We start from the raw sequence: 16,027 nt of genomic DNA, 5'->3' as shown, positions 1-16,027 counted from the left end.
TGCGTTATGAATTGGAGTGTCATCTATGCTAGGCATTGGCCTCATTCTTTTATTAATCGTACTGCTCTGGGCCATCCACGGTCCACTCGCAGAACTGCTATTAGACGGTTTTCATCTACGTGGCGTTTATCAGGGCAATGATCTGGTGCGTGAAGTCGCATTAACGTTTGACGATGGTCCGCACCCAGTCTATACGCCTTTGCTTCTTGAGCTCTTAGATCAACACAACGTGCAGGCTACATTTTTCTTAGTTGGAGAGCGGGCTAAAAAGTATCCGGAATTGGTGCGTGCCATTCACGAGCATGGCCATATCATTGGCAGCCATACGTATCGTCACCGCAATGCTTGGTTTATTACTCCCCGCCAACTAGAACAAGAGCTGATTCGCACAAAAAATGTGATTGAGCAGATCACAAAGACTCCTGTGACATTGTATCGTCCACCTTGGGGTCGGCTGACGGTGGCCACACCCCGTATCACGCAGCGCCTGGGTCAGGTACCGGTTTTATGGACTTATGCTGCACGCGATTGGCGTCACGATGTTTCGGCTGCAGATATTGCTCTTGTCGTGGCTAACCATTTGCAAAATGGAGCTGTCGTTCTTTTGCATGATAGTGGTGGTGCTGCGGATGCACCGTTGCACACGCTAGCTGCCCTCAAGGTGTTACTTCCGCGAATTGCAGACATCGGCTTTTCTTGCAATGCTAACCCCATTTTGCGAGCAGCCGAACACATTGTAGATCCACCGGCCCCATTTCCACGTCGCATGCAGCGCATCATTCATCCGCTCTGGATGCAGTGGGAACGTTTATTTGACCGTATCTATGTCGTGTATCCGATGTCACGCCTTTTTCGTTTAAGTATTGTTGCGTGGCGTTTTGGCACGCGCACGCTAAGTGGGATAGATGGCGTTGAGTCACCACTAACCTATGTGGCTGCAACGACATCTCTTGGAGCAGGTGATCCATCAAGCTTTGCTCCCGCTACACGTATCAACGATGGAGATGCCATGGCTGAATTGCATTTGCAAAATGGAGCGTTACAGCAACTTGTAAAGATAACCTCTCCTGAAAAAATGGCCATTCGGGGATTAAAGGAACTTCGCGATAGTATGCATGGTGTGGCTAGAGCACTCGTTTATGATGATCGTTTTCGCCATGCAAAAGGCGTATTTGGTATGACACTCATGCATCGGGGAGTAGAAAAATTAGGTTTTCACGTCGAAGAGATCGAACAGACGCTTGGCAATCGCTGGGTTAGCATGTTACTAGTTTGGATCATGGTCTTATACCATCCAGAGGGTCGCAAACGCCTCCATAAAGGACATGGAGATATGCATCCTAAATTACTTTGGATGAGTCGCGAAGAGCTATTGCGAAGATATTTTGAGGGTCCATTGCCAGAACATGTGGCATCGCTTGAAGAACTATTTTCTACGCAATCATAAATGCCACAGAACAAAAGGGAGTCCTGTCACGTTCAAGACAGGACTCCCTTTGTCTTATAGGTAGGAGAAGTTGTCGTAAAGAGGGAATTTTTGTGTGAGTTCTCTCACGATGTGCAACGCCTTGTTTATCTGTGATTGATCGTCTTGATGGCGCAAAACAAGCTCTACAGCCTCTGCAATCTGACTCATGGCATCTGCATCCATACCACGTGTTGTTACGGCTGCTGTACCCATGCGCACGCCACTAGTAATGCCTGGTTTTTCTGGGTCGTAAGGAATCGCGTTCTTATTCGTCGTTATCCCTACTTGGTCTAACAAATGTTCAGCTACTTTACCTGTCAGACCGACACTGCGCACGTCTACCAACATCAAATGATTATCTGTTCCGCCTGAAACTAAAGTAAAGCCACGGTCTTTCAAAGATTGTGCCAGTACTGCTGCGTTGTCGACAACCTGTCTTGTATAGGCTGTAAATTCTGGACGCATCGCTTCTCCGAAGGCAACCGCTTTAGCTGCGATCACATGCATAAGAGGACCGCCTTGAACACCTGGGAAGACTGACTTATCAATGGCCTTTGCAAACTCTTCTTTACAAAGGATCATCCCACCACGAGGGCCGCGCAAAGTTTTATGCGTAGTCGTTGTCACCACATGTGCATGAGGAATAGGACTCGAATGTACCTCAGTAGCAACCAGTCCTGCAACGTGTGCCATGTCAACCATCAGATAAGCGCCCACTTCATCTGCGATCGCACGCAACCGTGCAAAATCAAATTCACGCGGATATGCACTGGCACCTGCTACGATTAATTTGGGCTGATGCTCTTTAGCTAAGCGTTCTACTTCATCATACGAGATGCGATGAGTCTCTGGGTCTACACCATAAGGAACGAAGTGATAGAGTTGACCTGAAAAATTGACCTTACTGCCATGTGTCAGATGCCCACCATGGGCCAAATTCATGCCAAGAACTGTATCACCTGGCTGTAAGAGTGCAAAATACACAGCCATATTGGCTTGTGCACCAGAGTGCGGCTGAACGTTGGCATGTTCCGCTTTAAATAACTCTTTTGCTCGATCTATAGCCAATTGCTCGATCACATCTACATGTTCACAGCCACCATAATAACGTTTACCAGGATACCCCTCAGCATATTTATTCGTAAGTACCGTACCCAATGCATCGAGCACGGCCCGACTAACAAAGTTTTCTGAAGCGATCATCTCTAGTTTTGCTTGCTGACGAATGCGCTCTGCCTCCATGGCTTCTGCAATCGCTGGATCAATTAGATGTAAATGACTCAACACATATCCCCCAGTTCTTCTATCTGATATGTAGCACGTTGCCCACCAATTAGTTTTGGCCGTGTACGCGCTGCCGTAACATGCGCAAACCCAATCTCCTTGATCGTTAAACGTACCGGAACTGCAACTCTTCTCAAATGCATTCCTATCAATGTATCCCCAATGTCAATGCCTGCATGCGCCTGTATTTGTTCCACCAGTACCGGTTTTTGCAACGTGCGATACGCCGTCGCAGCTACCGCACCGCCAGCGTTTGCAACTGGCACTACACTCACTTCTTCAAGAGAAAATTGACGCAGTGTTCGCTGTTCTGTAACCAATGCGCGGTTGAGATGCTCGCAACTTTGAAAAGCCACATGAAAAAGATGAGTAGCTTGCACATGAAGAATGCCCTGCACGATGGCCTGTGCAACCTCCATGGATCCGCTTGTCCCGATATGATGCCCAAGTACCTCGCTACTACTAGCTCCAATCACCAAGATATGCTCTTCTGTGAGTTTTGAAACTGCAACTAGTTCTAACAGCGCTTCGGTGACACGTGCTTCAATATCTGCGCTACTCACAGTGAGTTCCCAGATTGCATAGCATCTTGTACCTCATGCTCTAATGCTTCAATCTTCTCTAAGCGCCGCGCATGGCGACCGCCTTCATACGGTGTTTCAAGCCATATACGGACAATCTTTTCTGCCAATGCTGGTTCTATCACTCGACCACCCATGGTCAAAATGTTGCAATCATTATGAGCGCGCGTAGCTTCTGCTGAGAAGATGTCATGAACAGTTGCCGCGCGAATCCCTGGAATCTTGTTGGCTGTGATGCACATGCCAAGACCCGTTCCACACAGTAGTATGCCACGTTCAAACTCACCTGAGGCTACGCGTTTTGCTACAGCAATCGCGTAATCTGGGTAATCAACAGATGCTTCCGAGTCGCAGCCAAAATCAGTCCATTCATGAGCTACATCTTTCAATCGCATAAGTAGCTCTTGTTTCAATGCATATCCACCGTGATCAGACGCTATTGCAATACGCATACTCTCAGTCATCGCCCCTTTTTGCTCGTCATCATCTTCATCGCCCTCTATAGACGTTAACTACGCTGTATATTACGATATGTGTGAACGCACCTTCTGCAAAATGATCGCGCAGGCTTCCTCGATCTGCTGAGCTGTTCGTTCATACACGTCATCCTCTTGTCCATAAGGATCTTCAATATCTAACGATCTACGTATATCAGCGTACTCTAGCAACGTCCATATCTTTTCTTTGTGCGTTGGAAATACATCTAGAAGTGCACGCTTATGGGACTGTGTCATGGTGAGTACAAGGTCAGCCGTATTCACATGTTCATTTGTTACTCGCTGCGCTGCATGTGCGTCAATAAGAGGCGCTCCTCGTCGCAAAAGTGCCGTCTGTGCACCCTGTGACATTGCATCACCCTCTAGTGCCGAAAGACCCGCGGAGCGAACCGATATTTCCCCCTCCAATCCTGCTTGCACAATGAGTTTCTCCATCAAATATTGTGCCATTGGAGATCGGCACGTATTTCCTGTACAAATAAATAGAATGACAAACATACTCTCGCCTTCCATCTACCAAAAAAACTTTAAACCTAAAAAAGCTAGTACTGCTCCACCAGCTACTTGACCATAGCGCCCTAATCGACCATTGACTTGCCGTCCGATATAAAGTCCTGCAATCGACAAGGCTCCACTTAGCATCGCAAAAATAGCCGCAGGTACCACTGGTGTCATCCCTAGTGTACCCAAAGTCAAGCCAACTGACAATGCATCTACACTTACTCCAAAAGCAAAACCAACTAATTGTAATAGATGTGCCCGAAAAGGAGGGGGTTCAATGCCCACTTCGTACTGAATCGATTTTATAATCATCTGCGACCCTAAAAACATCATCACCACAGCTGTTATTTTTTGCACAATATCGCCAAAATGCGCATACAGTACATCGCCGATCCATACACCAAAAAGAGGTAGCAAGAGATGAAATATACTGATGATTAATGACAAACGCCCTACATCTCGCCACCGCAACCCCTGCGCGCCAAGCCCAATACCCAAGGAGAACGCATCCATGCTCAATGCTAACCCTATGAGAATCACTGTCCACAATAGAAGAGGAGTATAACCAAACACAGCATCTCCGCCTTTCAACACATGCATTTACATGTGTATGCAAAGCGAGACAGGTTCATGAGACAAGCGTTGCTTATTCTAGGTAAGCGTAATAACAGTTCCTCCAGATGCTTTAAATAACCGATTCATGACAGCAAAATATGCCTCTGATTGATCGAATCCCTGTGCGAGTATCACATCAATCTCCTGTGCATCACATGTTCGTAGAGCATCATATAAGTGCACTGCCATGCCACTGACCTCGCTATGAAAAGAATATCGACAATCTGCCAACTGTCCGATGTGCGGTTCAAATCCAATTAATGCGATGCGCAAACCCTTTTCATGAGCCATCTCTATCTCATCTTGTATATAGTCTATCACCCTAGACTCTCTACCTGAGATCACACGCAATTCTCCCCGCGGTGCGTAATGTCGATATTTTTGACCTGGCGAGCGCGGTTGTACCTCTACTTCCCTCTGCGCGATTAAGTGCTCATCATACCGCACAGACAAACCAAATCTCGCTAAGTCTTTAGGTGTAATAGCTCCTGGTCGCAAGATGACAATTTCTTTTTCAGATACTTCTATCACGGTAGATTCAATCCCAACAGAACATGCTCCGCCATCGACAATACCGGCAATCTTGCCGCTTAAATCCTCAAGTACGTGATAGGCATTCGTAGGACTTGGCCGGCCACTAACGTTGGCAGATGGCCCAGCGACTGGGACACCAGCAGCTTCAATGAGTGCCAATGTTAGCGCGTGATTGGGCATTCGAACTGCAACAGTAGGTAAGCCTGCAGTCAATTCATGTGGCAACTCTTTACGCGCTGGTAATAAGATCGATAAAGGTCCTGGCCAAAATGTCTTCATAATTTCTAGAATGCGGGGAGACACCGTCTCAGTCAGATCATCTAACTGTGTAAGTGCGCTTATGTGTGCAATGAGCGGGTTATCTAACGGTCGCTGCTTGGCTGCAAACACCCGTTGTAGCGCTTTGCTACTTAAGGCGTTTGCGCCAAGTCCATAGACTGTTTCCGTCGGAAATGCAACAAGTTCATCTCTTTGCAAGTATTGTGCTGCATCACGCACAAGTTCTTCTAGTGGCAATGTTCGCACGATCACTCGCTCTACTTCTTTACTAACAGACCCCTGTTGACGCGGATCGCTCTCTGTATTAGCCACTAACCTCCGCGTCGCTAGTTGCCATAGAATCGTTTGTTTTCCATTGTCAGTTTCCACTTCTGTGCACCTCACGATCCGTTACAACTATAGCGTTAGATGTGCAAAATCTGCACTTATGATTTTTAGTAACTCTTCCCCGTAGTCTACTACTGCTAACCGCAAAGCCACTGGAATTCGTCCATGTCCGTCTGGATTCTTGATGTACCGAATCGCAAGTGGCGGGTAATCTGGAAATGCTGCTGTTGCAGCTACTGCATCGCCATCACTCAAAGCAACAAAACACAATGGCGGAAACAAGACACACCACCAATTCTGCCCCGCGCCTTTACCTAGTGTAATCCGCAATGCTTTATACACACCTGCTGGATATACCTTATCACCATATAGTTTCGTTGGAAACTGAGCTAATCCAAATGTCGTCGTCGCGCTGTATGGTGCATGGTACTTCTTCACCATCGCAAGAGCAATCGCCTCGACTTGTGGGACGGAATCTTTCAATACTTCTTTGGCCTGAGCCACTGTCGTGACATGAGCCATTTTTTCTCCAATCAATGCAATCACGCGATTGCGAATATCCCGCTTTAAATTTTGATCCCACGGGCTATTGCTATTGGCAATGACGCGAAATCGCAATGCATCCTGTGGAATCACTTGTGGATCCGGCCCTACAAAGGCATGTGCCTTTCCCACACCCGATACTTGAAACCCATTCATAATGCCAAATAACCCAACGATCAGTACAACGATTACCATCCACGTTTTCATCGCAAAACTGCCTCCTAGAAACCATATTCAATGAGTTCTAAGAGGCAGTATGGTCAATCTATGAACTTCTTAAACATGCTCTGATAGGCTATCTTATTCACAAGTTTACTAGGGATCACGTATACAGATCACTGTTCAACAGGACTTACTATGACGAAGCGATCGATCTTTCGAAAGTCCTGTACGATCTGCACAGAAGCTAACGGCAATGCCGCACGCCATAGCTGTGATACAGCATCTGCCTGGCCAACGCCTACTTCCACTGCCACGCTCCCGTCCATAGCAAGCACGCTCTTTGTGAGCGTAGCCAATTCTTCATAACATGCTAATCCATCGTGTTGCGCATATAAGGCAATCTTTGGTTCCCACTCTGCTACTTCGGGTTGTAGCTTCGTTCCTATAGGGATATACGGTGGATTGGATAGAAGAATATCTATACTTTTGACGTCGTGAGGCAGTCCTGTGACATAGGTTCCTTCAACAAATGTAATGCGATCGTCTACGCGATGTCGTTTTGCATTGATCTTCGCGACGGCGAGTGCATCAGAAGATATGTCAGTCGCATAAAAACGCAGTAATGCATCACTCTCTTGTAAACGCACTGCAAGTGCAACGATGATGGCACCCGAACCTGTACCTACATCCACAATCGTAAGCTCATTTTTCCTTGCGAGCTGCTGCTCGACAGCACGTACGGCAAGATCAACTAACTGCTCCGTTTCCGGTCGAGGGATCAACACCCTGTGATCGACAAAAAAAGGTAAGCCGCAAAATTCCGTCTCACCCACAAGGTATTGCAGCGGTTCACGTCTTGCTCTACGTTCCACAAGTTGCAAAAAGGCATCAGCATCTGTAGGGTTTACTAACTCAGTTTGTCTAAGAAAGCATTCACCTATGCTCATGCCCGAAACATATTGCCATAACCAACGAGCCGTTCGATCTGGAACTTCAACTTGTGCAGCACATAACGTTTGTTCTGCAGCTTGCAAAAGCTCTAGAAGTTTCATTCGTCACCGCTTACTGATTGCAGCTTCTCCGCTTGTTCTGCAGTAACTAGAGCATTGATAATCTCGTCAAGATCCCCTGCAAGAACACTTTCAAGCCGATGCAAAGTAAGCCCAATCCGATGATCAGTCACGCGACTTTGCGGAAAATTATACGTGCGGATCCGCTCACTGCGATCGCCTGTACCGACAGCCGTTTTGCGTTGTTCCGCATACTCTTGTTGTTGTTCTTGCTGGTACTTTTCATACAATCGTGCACGTAACACCCGCATCGCTTTATCGCGATTCTTTAACTGCGATTTTTCATCTTGACACGAAACTACAATTCCGGTAGGCGTGTGCGTGATGCGAACGGCTGACTGCGTTGTATTCACACTTTGTCCTCCAGGGCCTGTCGAACAAAAGGTGTCGATACGCAAATCCTTTTCATGAATCTCCACTTCCACTTCTTCTACTTCAGGCAGAATAGCAACAGTCGCTGTAGAAGTATGAATACGTCCACTTGATTCTGTTGCAGGAACGCGTTGTACGCGATGCGCGCCACTTTCATATTTAAGTAAGCTATAGGCACCCTTGCCCTGAACACTAAATACAGCTTCCTTTATGCCACCCATATCTTTTTCATTAATGTCGATATAGTCGACCTTCCAGCCCTTGCGATCTGCGAAGCGACTGTACATGCGAAGTAAATCCCCTGCAAATAAGGCAGCCTCATCACCACCTGCAGCTCCACGTATTTCTACAATCACGTTTTTGTCATCATTTTTGTCTTTGGGTAGCAAAAGAATCATCAAATCATGTTCCAGTTGCTCTTTTTGCTCTGACAGTTCCGACACTTCTTGCTTCACAAGATCACGCATGTCATCGTCTAGACGTTCATTAAACATCTCTTTTGCTTCTTGTAATTGTGATGAAACGCGCTTATATTCCCGATAGGTCTGTACGGTGTCTTCCAAGTCAGATTGTTCTTTCCCATATGACCGCAACTTATTGACATCGCTGATCACCTCTTGATCGGACAGCAAGGCGCTTAACTGGTCGTAGCGCTCTTCCACTGCCTGCAAACGATGAAACACACCGATCCACTCCTAAAAGATAAAAATAGATAACTGTACATTCTATTCGAGCCAACAAAGCTCTGTCACAGTCTGAGCGAATACCTTCAAGACTATGCACACAAAGACGGTACCGCAAGATCCGTGCAGTACCGCCTAAATACATATAGAAGATGTTGTTTACATCCCATATTTTTTCTTAAAACGATCCACACGTCCACCGACATCATTAAACTTTTGCTTGCCTGTGAAAAATGGATGACATTTGGAACAAACTTCAACACGTAAGTTGCCTTTTACCGAACCAGTTTCAAACTGTTCGCCACAGGCACAGGTTACCATCACCTTTTTATATTCCGGATGAATCCCTGTTTTCATGGTTATTCACCTCCTACTGCAAAGGACACGCTGATTTACATATTAACACGTTGTCTTATGTTCTACAAGAGGATTACTGTGGAATGGGCGTATACCATGAAGGCGCATGTGTATAACTACCTATCTTCAATCCTCTGCATTCTTGTTGCAGTGCGTCAATCATCGCTAGCATCCCAATCGGTTCATCGTCTCGTAAAGGAATTCTTTCCAAATAAAAATCTGGATCAATGTTTAGATTACGCAACTGTACTAATGTGATTCCTGTTTCATTGATCCATCGAATCATGGCTTCGATCTCTTCTGGTTGATCTGATACACCAGGAAAAACTAAATAATTAAGTGCCACAATGACACCGCGCTCTGACGCATAGCGAGCTGACTTTGCGACATCTTCTAACGAGTAACCGCGCGGTTGATAATACGCGTCATAGTGATCTGTGAGTGCACTAATCGTAGAAATGCGCATTAGATTTAGCCCTGCATCGACAATCTCTTTGATCTGATGTGTCAGTCCTGCATTAGTATTGATGTTAATCGCACCGGTCTGTATTTGTTCTCGTGTCTTGCGAATCGCCTCTGCAATCTCTCTTCCACGCACGGAGGGTTCGCCCTCACACCCTTGTCCAAAAGAAATGACCCCATCAGGACCAGATGATTTCAGATGAGTGACCATTAAATCTACCATTTCATCGACAGTTGGGCGCAGTGTCATCCGAATTTGCGGGGAAGGAAAGCCAGATTCATCTGGTTGCTCACTAATACATCCAAGACACCCCGCATTGCATGATGATGACACCGGGATTGCCCCTTCTTGTCTACCAAAAAAAGTATTGCGCGAAGTCACGCACTCATATTCTACCGCACAAGTGCGCAAATGCTGGTACAGGCGATTTTCAGGATGTGCATTACCCATCGCAGCCACTTGTTTCGCCACTTGTTCCCCTGTATATTGTTCAGGATTCCATGGTTTTGGATCGTCACTCTGAGTTGCAGCCACATAAAACGCACCATTTTTATATCCAACAGCCGTATATCCAAAAAGGGGAAACGGAGCAGCGCCATTAGGCTTAAAATAAGCTGGCAATAATAACCTCGTATAGCCTTGTGGTAACAGTGCTCCCACTGCAACAGCAGATGATGGAAGAGCCTTTAGTTTGCCTGACTGATCTAATCCAAGTGCCCGTGTATCAGGTAAAGATACCATGGTTGCCCCCTCGGGAAGCGGAATCCACTCGATATCTTGTACCTCAGTCACTGCCTTCCCGGTTCGCCCAAGTGCCACCAGTGTGGGATCATCAAATAATTCTCCACGTTCATTTGCATACACCATATTCATGATTGCAATCACCTACTTTACACTCGCCTGGCGTGGATCTCGTTCGCGGCGCTCACGTGTGTGGTTATGGTTACTTGTTCCTTCACGTGAGTGTTCTTTTGTTTCGCGTGGACTCTCTAACGTAGCGAGAAACTCCTCATTGGTTTTCGTGTGTGTAAACCGGCGTAAGAAAATTTCCGTGAATTCATTGTTATCACCCAATGATTTTCGTAGCGCCCACATCTTCTCAAGCTCTTCTTTACTAAGAAGCAATTCTTCTCTGCGCGTCCCGGAACGGCGAATATCAATAGCAGGGAATATTCGTTTTTCCGCAAGGCGGCGATCTAAGTGCAGTTCTAGATTTCCCGTACCTTTAAACTCTTCATAGATAATATCATCCATCCGCGAACCCGTATCGATCAAAGCTGTTGCAATAATGGTAAGACTCCCGCCTTCTTCAATATTGCGCGCCGCACCAAAGAATCGTTTAGGTCTATGAAAGGCAGCAGGATCAATCCCACCGGAAAGTGTGCGTCCACTTGGCGGAATTACCAAGTTATAAGCTCTAGTCAGACGTGTTAAGCTATCCATCAAAATAATGACATCGCGTTTATGTTCTACTAATCGCATCGCTCGTTCCAAGACAAGCTCCGTCACCTTGATGTGATTTTCTGGAACTTCATCAAATGTAGAAGCAACCACTTCACCGCGTACAGAACGCTGCATATCGGTTACTTCTTCCGGACGTTCATCAATGAGAAGTACAAAAAGATCTGCATTGGGATAGTTGGCAGAAACACTGTTGGCAATTTCTTTAAGCAATAATGTTTTCCCTGCTTTAGGTGGAGCTACGATCAATCCACGCTGCCCAAGTCCGATCGGCGCGAGCAAGTCCATCATGCGCGTCGCAAATTTTTCTGGAGTTGTTTCAAGCTTTAGTTTTTGCTGTGGGAATAATGGAGTTAACGCCGGGAAGTGTAGTCGCTCAGAAGCCATTTCAGGATTGGTTCCATTGACAGCTTCCACTTGTAATAGTCCAAAATAACGTTCATTTTCTTTTGGCGGTCTTACTTTTCCTGAAACGAGATCGCCAGCTCTTAAGTCAAACCGCCGAATTTGCGATGCCGCTACATAGATATCCTCTGCACTCGGCAAATAACCAATCGGACGCAGAAATCCGTATCCGTCTGACATAATATCGAGCACACCTTCTGCGAAAAGAAGACCATCTTTTTCTGCTTGCGCACGTAACACAGCAAAAATAAGTTCTTTCTTCTTCATCGAGGCATAAGAGGGAATCTGAAATTCCTTCGCCAATTTATAGAGTTCGGCGAGTTTCTTTGTTTCTAGCTCCTTAATTTGCAATGGAACCTACCCTCACTGTATTCAGAATGTTAAAGCACTACTTGCCATGTTTGCCGGACTTTCTTTACTTTATGCACATGTCTATTCTATGTTATGACATACTATTGCTGATTACGTTTACACCATTACGAGGTTTGGCTTTTTTGCTAATTTGTGACGTGCTTCAATAAACCGCACCGTCCCGCTACTTGCTCTCATCACTAAAGAGTGTGTCGTCGCCTGATCTCCACCTATAAAACGCACACCTCTTAGTAACTCGCCATCCGTAACCCCAGTAGCCGCAAAAATGGCATCGTCCCCCTTCACAAAATCCTCCATGCGTAAGATCGCACGTGGATCCTTTAAGCCCATCGCTAAGCATCGTTTGTGCTCTTCTTCGTTTTGTGGAACTAATCTTCCTTGAAGTTCGCCACCTAAACATTTGAGGGCTGCTGCTGCAAGTACACCCTCTGGCGCACCACCTGTACCAAACATGATGTCTACACCCACTTCAGGAAACGCAGTATTTAGTGCCGCAGCAACATCGCCATCGGTGATTAATTTAATACGCGCTCCTGTTCTTCTGATGCGTTCAATCATGTCTTCATGACGAGGTCGATCGAGTAATATCGCGACTACGTCTCCAATTGATTTCCCTAATGCCTTAGCTACAACTTGCAAATTATGTTCTATAGGTGCCTCAATATCAATCAACCCTTTGGCCGCTGGACCTACTGCAATCTTTTCCATGTACATATCTGGTGCGTGCAGTAGAGTGCCCTGTGGAGCCACTGCAATCACAGTTAACGCATTCCATAGCCCTTTTGCTACAATATTGGTTCCTTCTAACGGATCCACTGCAACATCGACGGGATCTGTACCATGACCAAGTTTTTCACCGATATAAAGCATCGGTGCCTCATCCATTTCTCCCTCGCCAATAACGACTGTCCCATCGATTGCGATGGTATCGAACACTGTTCTCATTGCCGTAGTAGCTGCGTTATCCGCTTCATTTTTCTTACCTGTCCCCATCCACTTAGCAGCTGCAAGCGCAGCTGCTTCAGTGACCCGTGCAAACTCTAAGGCAAGTTCGCGATCCACTATGCACCCTCCTAGCACTATCTCTTACGCCATTAAAACTCGAATTCTAAGTTTGATAAACGCCGTTTAATCTCAGAGATCACTTCGTGCTCTTCCTCTTCCGAATTTGCCTCAAACGTAACACTCCAGCGTACAAATGCACCCGCATCATCCCACGGTACGGTGGAAATTTGTTTTTCTGTAATCAGGAACTCTGAAAATTCTTCTGCCGATGCAAAGCGCGGGCCATTTTTTATGCCAATTGGCGCTTTAGTATAAAGGAAAAAAGAACCGCCTGGTATTTTTGCATCAAATCCCAGTGATTTCAGCGCATCCACTAGAAGATGATGTCGTCGCGAGTACTTTGCTGCAATGTGTTGTGTGATCGATGGGTGTTCCAAAGCATAGATCGCTGCTTTTTGGATCGCGCGAAATTGTCCAGAATCATTGTTGTCCTTGACAGTTGCAAATGCTTTAACTAATAGCTCATTGCCAGCGACAAAGGCAATTCTCCAGCCTGTCATGTTAAACGCCTTAGACAGAGAAAATAGTTCTATGCCTACATCCTTTGCACCTGGCACCGATAAGAAAGAAAGAGGTTGCACCCCATCAAATGTGAGTGCTGCATATGCAGCATCATGCACGACAACGATCTGATTTTTTTTTGCAAATGCTACAACTTCTTCAAAGAATTCACGTGTGGCCACAGCACCTGTTGGGTTATTGGGATAATTGAGATAAAGCAATTTTGTGCGTTTTACAATCTCTGCGGGAATGGAAGATAGATCTGGAAGAAAATCATTCTCAGGGGTAATCGGCACTGTATACACTTCGCCGCCGAGCCATTTTGTATGAGTCCCCATCACAGGATAATTAGGTACAGGCATAATCGTTACATCACCTGGATTAATCAGCGCACTAGGAATCATGGCAAGTGCAGGTTTCGATCCAATCGCATGGTTAATTTCTGTCACTGGGTTAATACCTTCAACGCCATACACTTCCGCCAAGTACTTTGCAGCAGCTATATTCAACTCAGGAATTCCATTGTCTGAGTAAAATCGATTTTCAGATTTACGTGCCTCTACTGCCAATACATCCACTATACCATCATCCGCACGTGCATCAGGTTCTCCAACGCCCATATCGATCATAGAGATCTCTGGATGGGCCGCTAACGCAGTAGCCTTCGCGCGCTTAATCGTCTCAAATTTATATAACACTGTATCTTTCCCAAATGCCTCTCCACCAATGCGTTGTGCAAACAATCCTTGGATATAACTATCCATTTTACTCTCACTCCTTATATCTGCAACCTAATCATCGTTTTTTCACTTTTGTATCTTGAGCGGCTAACGGATCATACGTGTAGTATTAACTGTAGCGAGGGGAAGTAACACGGCCATTAGATTCTTAAGTAGGTTGATTGGTTCGCAGTTCAAGCTTACGCAAAATACTTACATCACTGTATGGGTGATAAGCAAGACCCACTAAAACATCCCATGTGCATATGACTCCATCAGCTAAAGCCAGTGCCATTCGTTCTACATCTAGTGAATGGCGTACCCCTCTGATGATGAGTGTGCAGGGTAAGTGATACGAAGCAAATGCTCGCTTATATTCAGACACCAGTTGTGGTGCATCCATCCCTACTGAAGCAAGCATATGAGCATCGAACACAACGTCTGTGGCACCTGTGCGTGCCGCAAGCAAAAGTTGAGTCAAAGAACATATGGAGTGCATACCGAGTCGAACGGAGCTATGTTGTTCAACCTGTTCATGTACAGCGTGGAGTGTCGAAAGTGTAAGCGGTGCAAAAGCGTGATAAGTGGCACCTTGCAATATCCGTGTAAACTCTGCTATTTCTGTTGCCATCGACTGGCTATCAAGGGATTCCACTTCTAACCCAAGCCATGGAAGGGAGAGTGCAGACATTTCTTCTACAAGAGCGAGATAGTCTCGACCGTCTTCTTCTACCACCTTACGCGGGATGTATACGCCCGCAACAAACCCGAGCGCCGCTGCCCGTTGTGCTTCAGAATAATGCGCAGTCTCTAAATAAAACCGCACGATTCATTTCCACTCCCTTCAATCGGCGCTCATCATCTTCCTTCAGACAATTAGGCGCAGACTAGCCGCGACCGTTGCTACCAAACAAACGAATCTTCGTACGAACGGCATCCTTAATCGCTGCACGTGCAGGTCCTAAGTATTTGCGCGGATCAAATACTTCTTTGTCGCGATCGAAAATTTCTCTTACTGTATTGGTGAATGCAGATTGATTTTCCGTATTCACGTTTACTTTTGATACACCCAAACTAATTGCGCGTCGGACATCTTCATCCGGTATACCCGTACCACCATGCAACACCAGTGGAATACCCGTCAATGTCTGTACTTGTGCTAAGCGATCAAACGCCAAATTGGGTTTCCCTTTGTAATGTCCATGCTGCGATCCAATAGCAGGTGCGAATGCATCGATACCCGTTTCTTTCACAAACCGCTCTGCTTCTCCTGGGTGAACGAGCGTAGCTTCGCGGGCATCAACTGATAAATCATCCTCTACCCCACCAATGCGTCCAAGTTCCCCTTCCACATGAATACCCAGCGGATGACAAGCCTCGACTACTTTCTTCGTTAATGCGATATTTTCTTCTAATGGAAAATGAGAGCCGTCGATCATCACAGATGTAAAACCATGCCGAATGCATTTTAAAATAACATCATAACTACTTCCATGATCCAGATGAAGAATAATCGGAACCTTAGACATATCTGCTGCCGCTTTCGCTATAGCTGCCATATACTCGATGCCCATATACTTAATAGCGCCTTCTGACGCTCCTAGAATCACTGGTGAATTTTCTTCATTAGCTACCTCTACGATGGCTTGTGTCCACTCTAGGTTATTAATATTAAATTGGCCAACTGCATACCCATGATGTAAACCATCTTCTAGCGCTTCTTTAAATGATCCAAATGGCAAAATAATTCCTCCTCGCTTATCATGAT

Annotated in this window: 17 protein-coding genes; 1 reads left to right on the top strand and 16 read right to left on the bottom strand. The window is 46.0% G+C overall.

What is annotated here, in order from left to right:
• Positions 1–25 precede the first annotated feature (25 nt).
• Complete coding sequence (locus tag MM817_RS08110) at positions 26–1,447, top strand: polysaccharide deacetylase family protein (protein ID WP_241713557.1); 1,422 nt, start codon at positions 26–28, stop codon at positions 1,445–1,447.
• Between the two features lie 54 nt (positions 1,448–1,501).
• Here MM817_RS08110 and MM817_RS08105 read toward each other — a convergent pair whose 3' ends face one another.
• The 16 genes from MM817_RS08105 to fba all read right to left on the bottom strand — a co-directional run bounded on the left by MM817_RS08105 (position 1,502) and on the right by fba (position 16,001).
• Positions 1,502–2,752, bottom strand: coding sequence for a serine hydroxymethyltransferase (locus MM817_RS08105; RefSeq protein WP_272879840.1), 1,251 nt, complete (start codon positions 2,750–2,752; stop codon positions 1,502–1,504).
• The gene (locus MM817_RS08100) at positions 2,749–3,315 is read right to left on the bottom strand and encodes a TIGR01440 family protein (RefSeq protein ID WP_241713555.1); all 567 of its coding nucleotides are present in this window, start codon (positions 3,313–3,315) and stop codon (positions 2,749–2,751) included. Before MM817_RS08100 ends, MM817_RS08105 begins: the two co-directional genes overlap by 4 nt.
• On the bottom strand, positions 3,312–3,785 hold the full coding sequence (gene rpiB / locus MM817_RS08095) for a ribose 5-phosphate isomerase B (RefSeq protein WP_241713871.1): 474 nt from the start codon (positions 3,783–3,785) through the stop codon (positions 3,312–3,314). The genes MM817_RS08100 and rpiB overlap by 4 nt, the downstream gene beginning before the upstream one ends.
• Positions 3,786–3,857: 72 nt before the next feature.
• The gene (locus MM817_RS08090) at positions 3,858–4,328 is read right to left on the bottom strand and encodes a low molecular weight protein arginine phosphatase (protein ID WP_241713553.1); all 471 of its coding nucleotides are present in this window, start codon (positions 4,326–4,328) and stop codon (positions 3,858–3,860) included.
• Between the two features lie 15 nt (positions 4,329–4,343).
• Positions 4,344–4,904, bottom strand: a complete 561-nt coding sequence (locus tag MM817_RS08085) for a manganese efflux pump MntP (RefSeq protein WP_241713551.1) — start codon at positions 4,902–4,904, stop codon at positions 4,344–4,346.
• Positions 4,905–4,982: 78 nt separating this feature from the next.
• Positions 4,983–6,128, bottom strand: coding sequence for an L-threonylcarbamoyladenylate synthase (locus MM817_RS08080; protein ID WP_241713549.1), 1,146 nt, complete (start codon positions 6,126–6,128; stop codon positions 4,983–4,985).
• Between the two features lie 27 nt (positions 6,129–6,155).
• Positions 6,156–6,836: a stage II sporulation protein R gene (gene spoIIR / locus MM817_RS08075; RefSeq protein ID WP_241713547.1), complete on the bottom strand. Its 681-nt coding sequence runs from the start codon at positions 6,834–6,836 to the stop codon at positions 6,156–6,158.
• 128 nt (positions 6,837–6,964) lie between these two features.
• On the bottom strand, positions 6,965–7,843 hold the full coding sequence (prmC, locus tag MM817_RS08070) for a peptide chain release factor N(5)-glutamine methyltransferase (protein WP_241713545.1): 879 nt from the start codon (positions 7,841–7,843) through the stop codon (positions 6,965–6,967).
• Positions 7,840–8,916: a peptide chain release factor 1 gene (gene prfA / locus MM817_RS08065; protein ID WP_241713534.1), complete on the bottom strand. Its 1,077-nt coding sequence runs from the start codon at positions 8,914–8,916 to the stop codon at positions 7,840–7,842. The genes prmC and prfA overlap by 4 nt, the downstream gene beginning before the upstream one ends.
• A 159-nt stretch (positions 8,917–9,075) precedes the next feature.
• Positions 9,076–9,273 carry a 50S ribosomal protein L31 gene (gene rpmE, locus MM817_RS08060; RefSeq protein WP_241713532.1) on the bottom strand — a complete coding sequence of 66 codons (198 nt, stop codon included), beginning with the start codon at positions 9,271–9,273 and terminating at the stop codon, positions 9,076–9,078.
• A 73-nt stretch (positions 9,274–9,346) separates the two neighbouring features.
• The gene (locus MM817_RS08055; RefSeq protein ID WP_241713530.1) at positions 9,347–10,609 is read right to left on the bottom strand and encodes a radical SAM family protein; all 1,263 of its coding nucleotides are present in this window, start codon (positions 10,607–10,609) and stop codon (positions 9,347–9,349) included.
• A 12-nt stretch (positions 10,610–10,621) separates the two neighbouring features.
• Entirely contained in the window at positions 10,622–11,953 is a 1,332-nt protein-coding gene (gene rho / locus MM817_RS08050; protein WP_241713528.1) for a transcription termination factor Rho, read from the bottom strand.
• Positions 11,954–12,070: 117 nt separating this feature from the next.
• Positions 12,071–13,036, bottom strand: coding sequence for a class II fructose-bisphosphatase (glpX, locus tag MM817_RS08045; protein WP_241713526.1), 966 nt, complete (start codon positions 13,034–13,036; stop codon positions 12,071–12,073).
• A 32-nt stretch (positions 13,037–13,068) separates the two neighbouring features.
• Positions 13,069–14,304: an LL-diaminopimelate aminotransferase gene (locus MM817_RS08040; RefSeq protein ID WP_241713524.1), complete on the bottom strand. Its 1,236-nt coding sequence runs from the start codon at positions 14,302–14,304 to the stop codon at positions 13,069–13,071.
• Positions 14,305–14,428: 124 nt separating this feature from the next.
• Entirely contained in the window at positions 14,429–15,085 is a 657-nt protein-coding gene (locus MM817_RS08035) for a beta/alpha barrel domain-containing protein (protein WP_241713522.1), read from the bottom strand.
• A 61-nt stretch (positions 15,086–15,146) separates the two neighbouring features.
• Positions 15,147–16,001, bottom strand: a complete 855-nt coding sequence (gene fba / locus MM817_RS08030) for a class II fructose-1,6-bisphosphate aldolase (protein WP_241713520.1) — start codon at positions 15,999–16,001, stop codon at positions 15,147–15,149.
• Positions 16,002–16,027: the final 26 nt, after the last annotated feature.

The organism is Sulfoacidibacillus ferrooxidans, from assembly GCF_022606465.1.
Taxonomy (GTDB): domain Bacteria; phylum Bacillota; class Bacilli; order Alicyclobacillales; family SLC66; genus Sulfoacidibacillus; species Sulfoacidibacillus ferrooxidans.
Note: the sequence above shows the minus strand (reverse complement) of the source record. Positions and strands in the feature narration are given on the sequence as shown.

Bases quoted from the DNA above. Each gene is read 5' to 3' on its own strand.
- MM817_RS08110 (WP_241713557.1), top strand. From the start codon at position 26: ATGCTAGGCATTGGCCTCATTCTTTTATTAATCGTACTGCTCTGGGCC.
- rpiB (WP_241713871.1), bottom strand. From the start codon at position 3,785: ATGCGTATTGCAATAGCGTCTGATCACGGTGGATATGCATTGAAACAA.
- MM817_RS08090 (WP_241713553.1), bottom strand. From the start codon at position 4,328: ATGTTTGTCATTCTATTTATTTGTACAGGAAATACGTGCCGATCTCCA.
- spoIIR (WP_241713547.1), bottom strand. From the start codon at position 6,836: ATGAAAACGTGGATGGTAATCGTTGTACTGATCGTTGGGTTATTTGGC.
- prmC (WP_241713545.1), bottom strand. From the start codon at position 7,843: ATGAAACTTCTAGAGCTTTTGCAAGCTGCAGAACAAACGTTATGTGCT.
- rpmE (WP_241713532.1), bottom strand. From the start codon at position 9,273: ATGAAAACAGGGATTCATCCGGAATATAAAAAGGTGATGGTAACCTGT.
- MM817_RS08055 (WP_241713530.1), bottom strand. From the start codon at position 10,609: ATGAATATGGTGTATGCAAATGAACGTGGAGAATTATTTGATGATCCC.
- MM817_RS08040 (WP_241713524.1), bottom strand. From the start codon at position 14,304: ATGGATAGTTATATCCAAGGATTGTTTGCACAACGCATTGGTGGAGAG.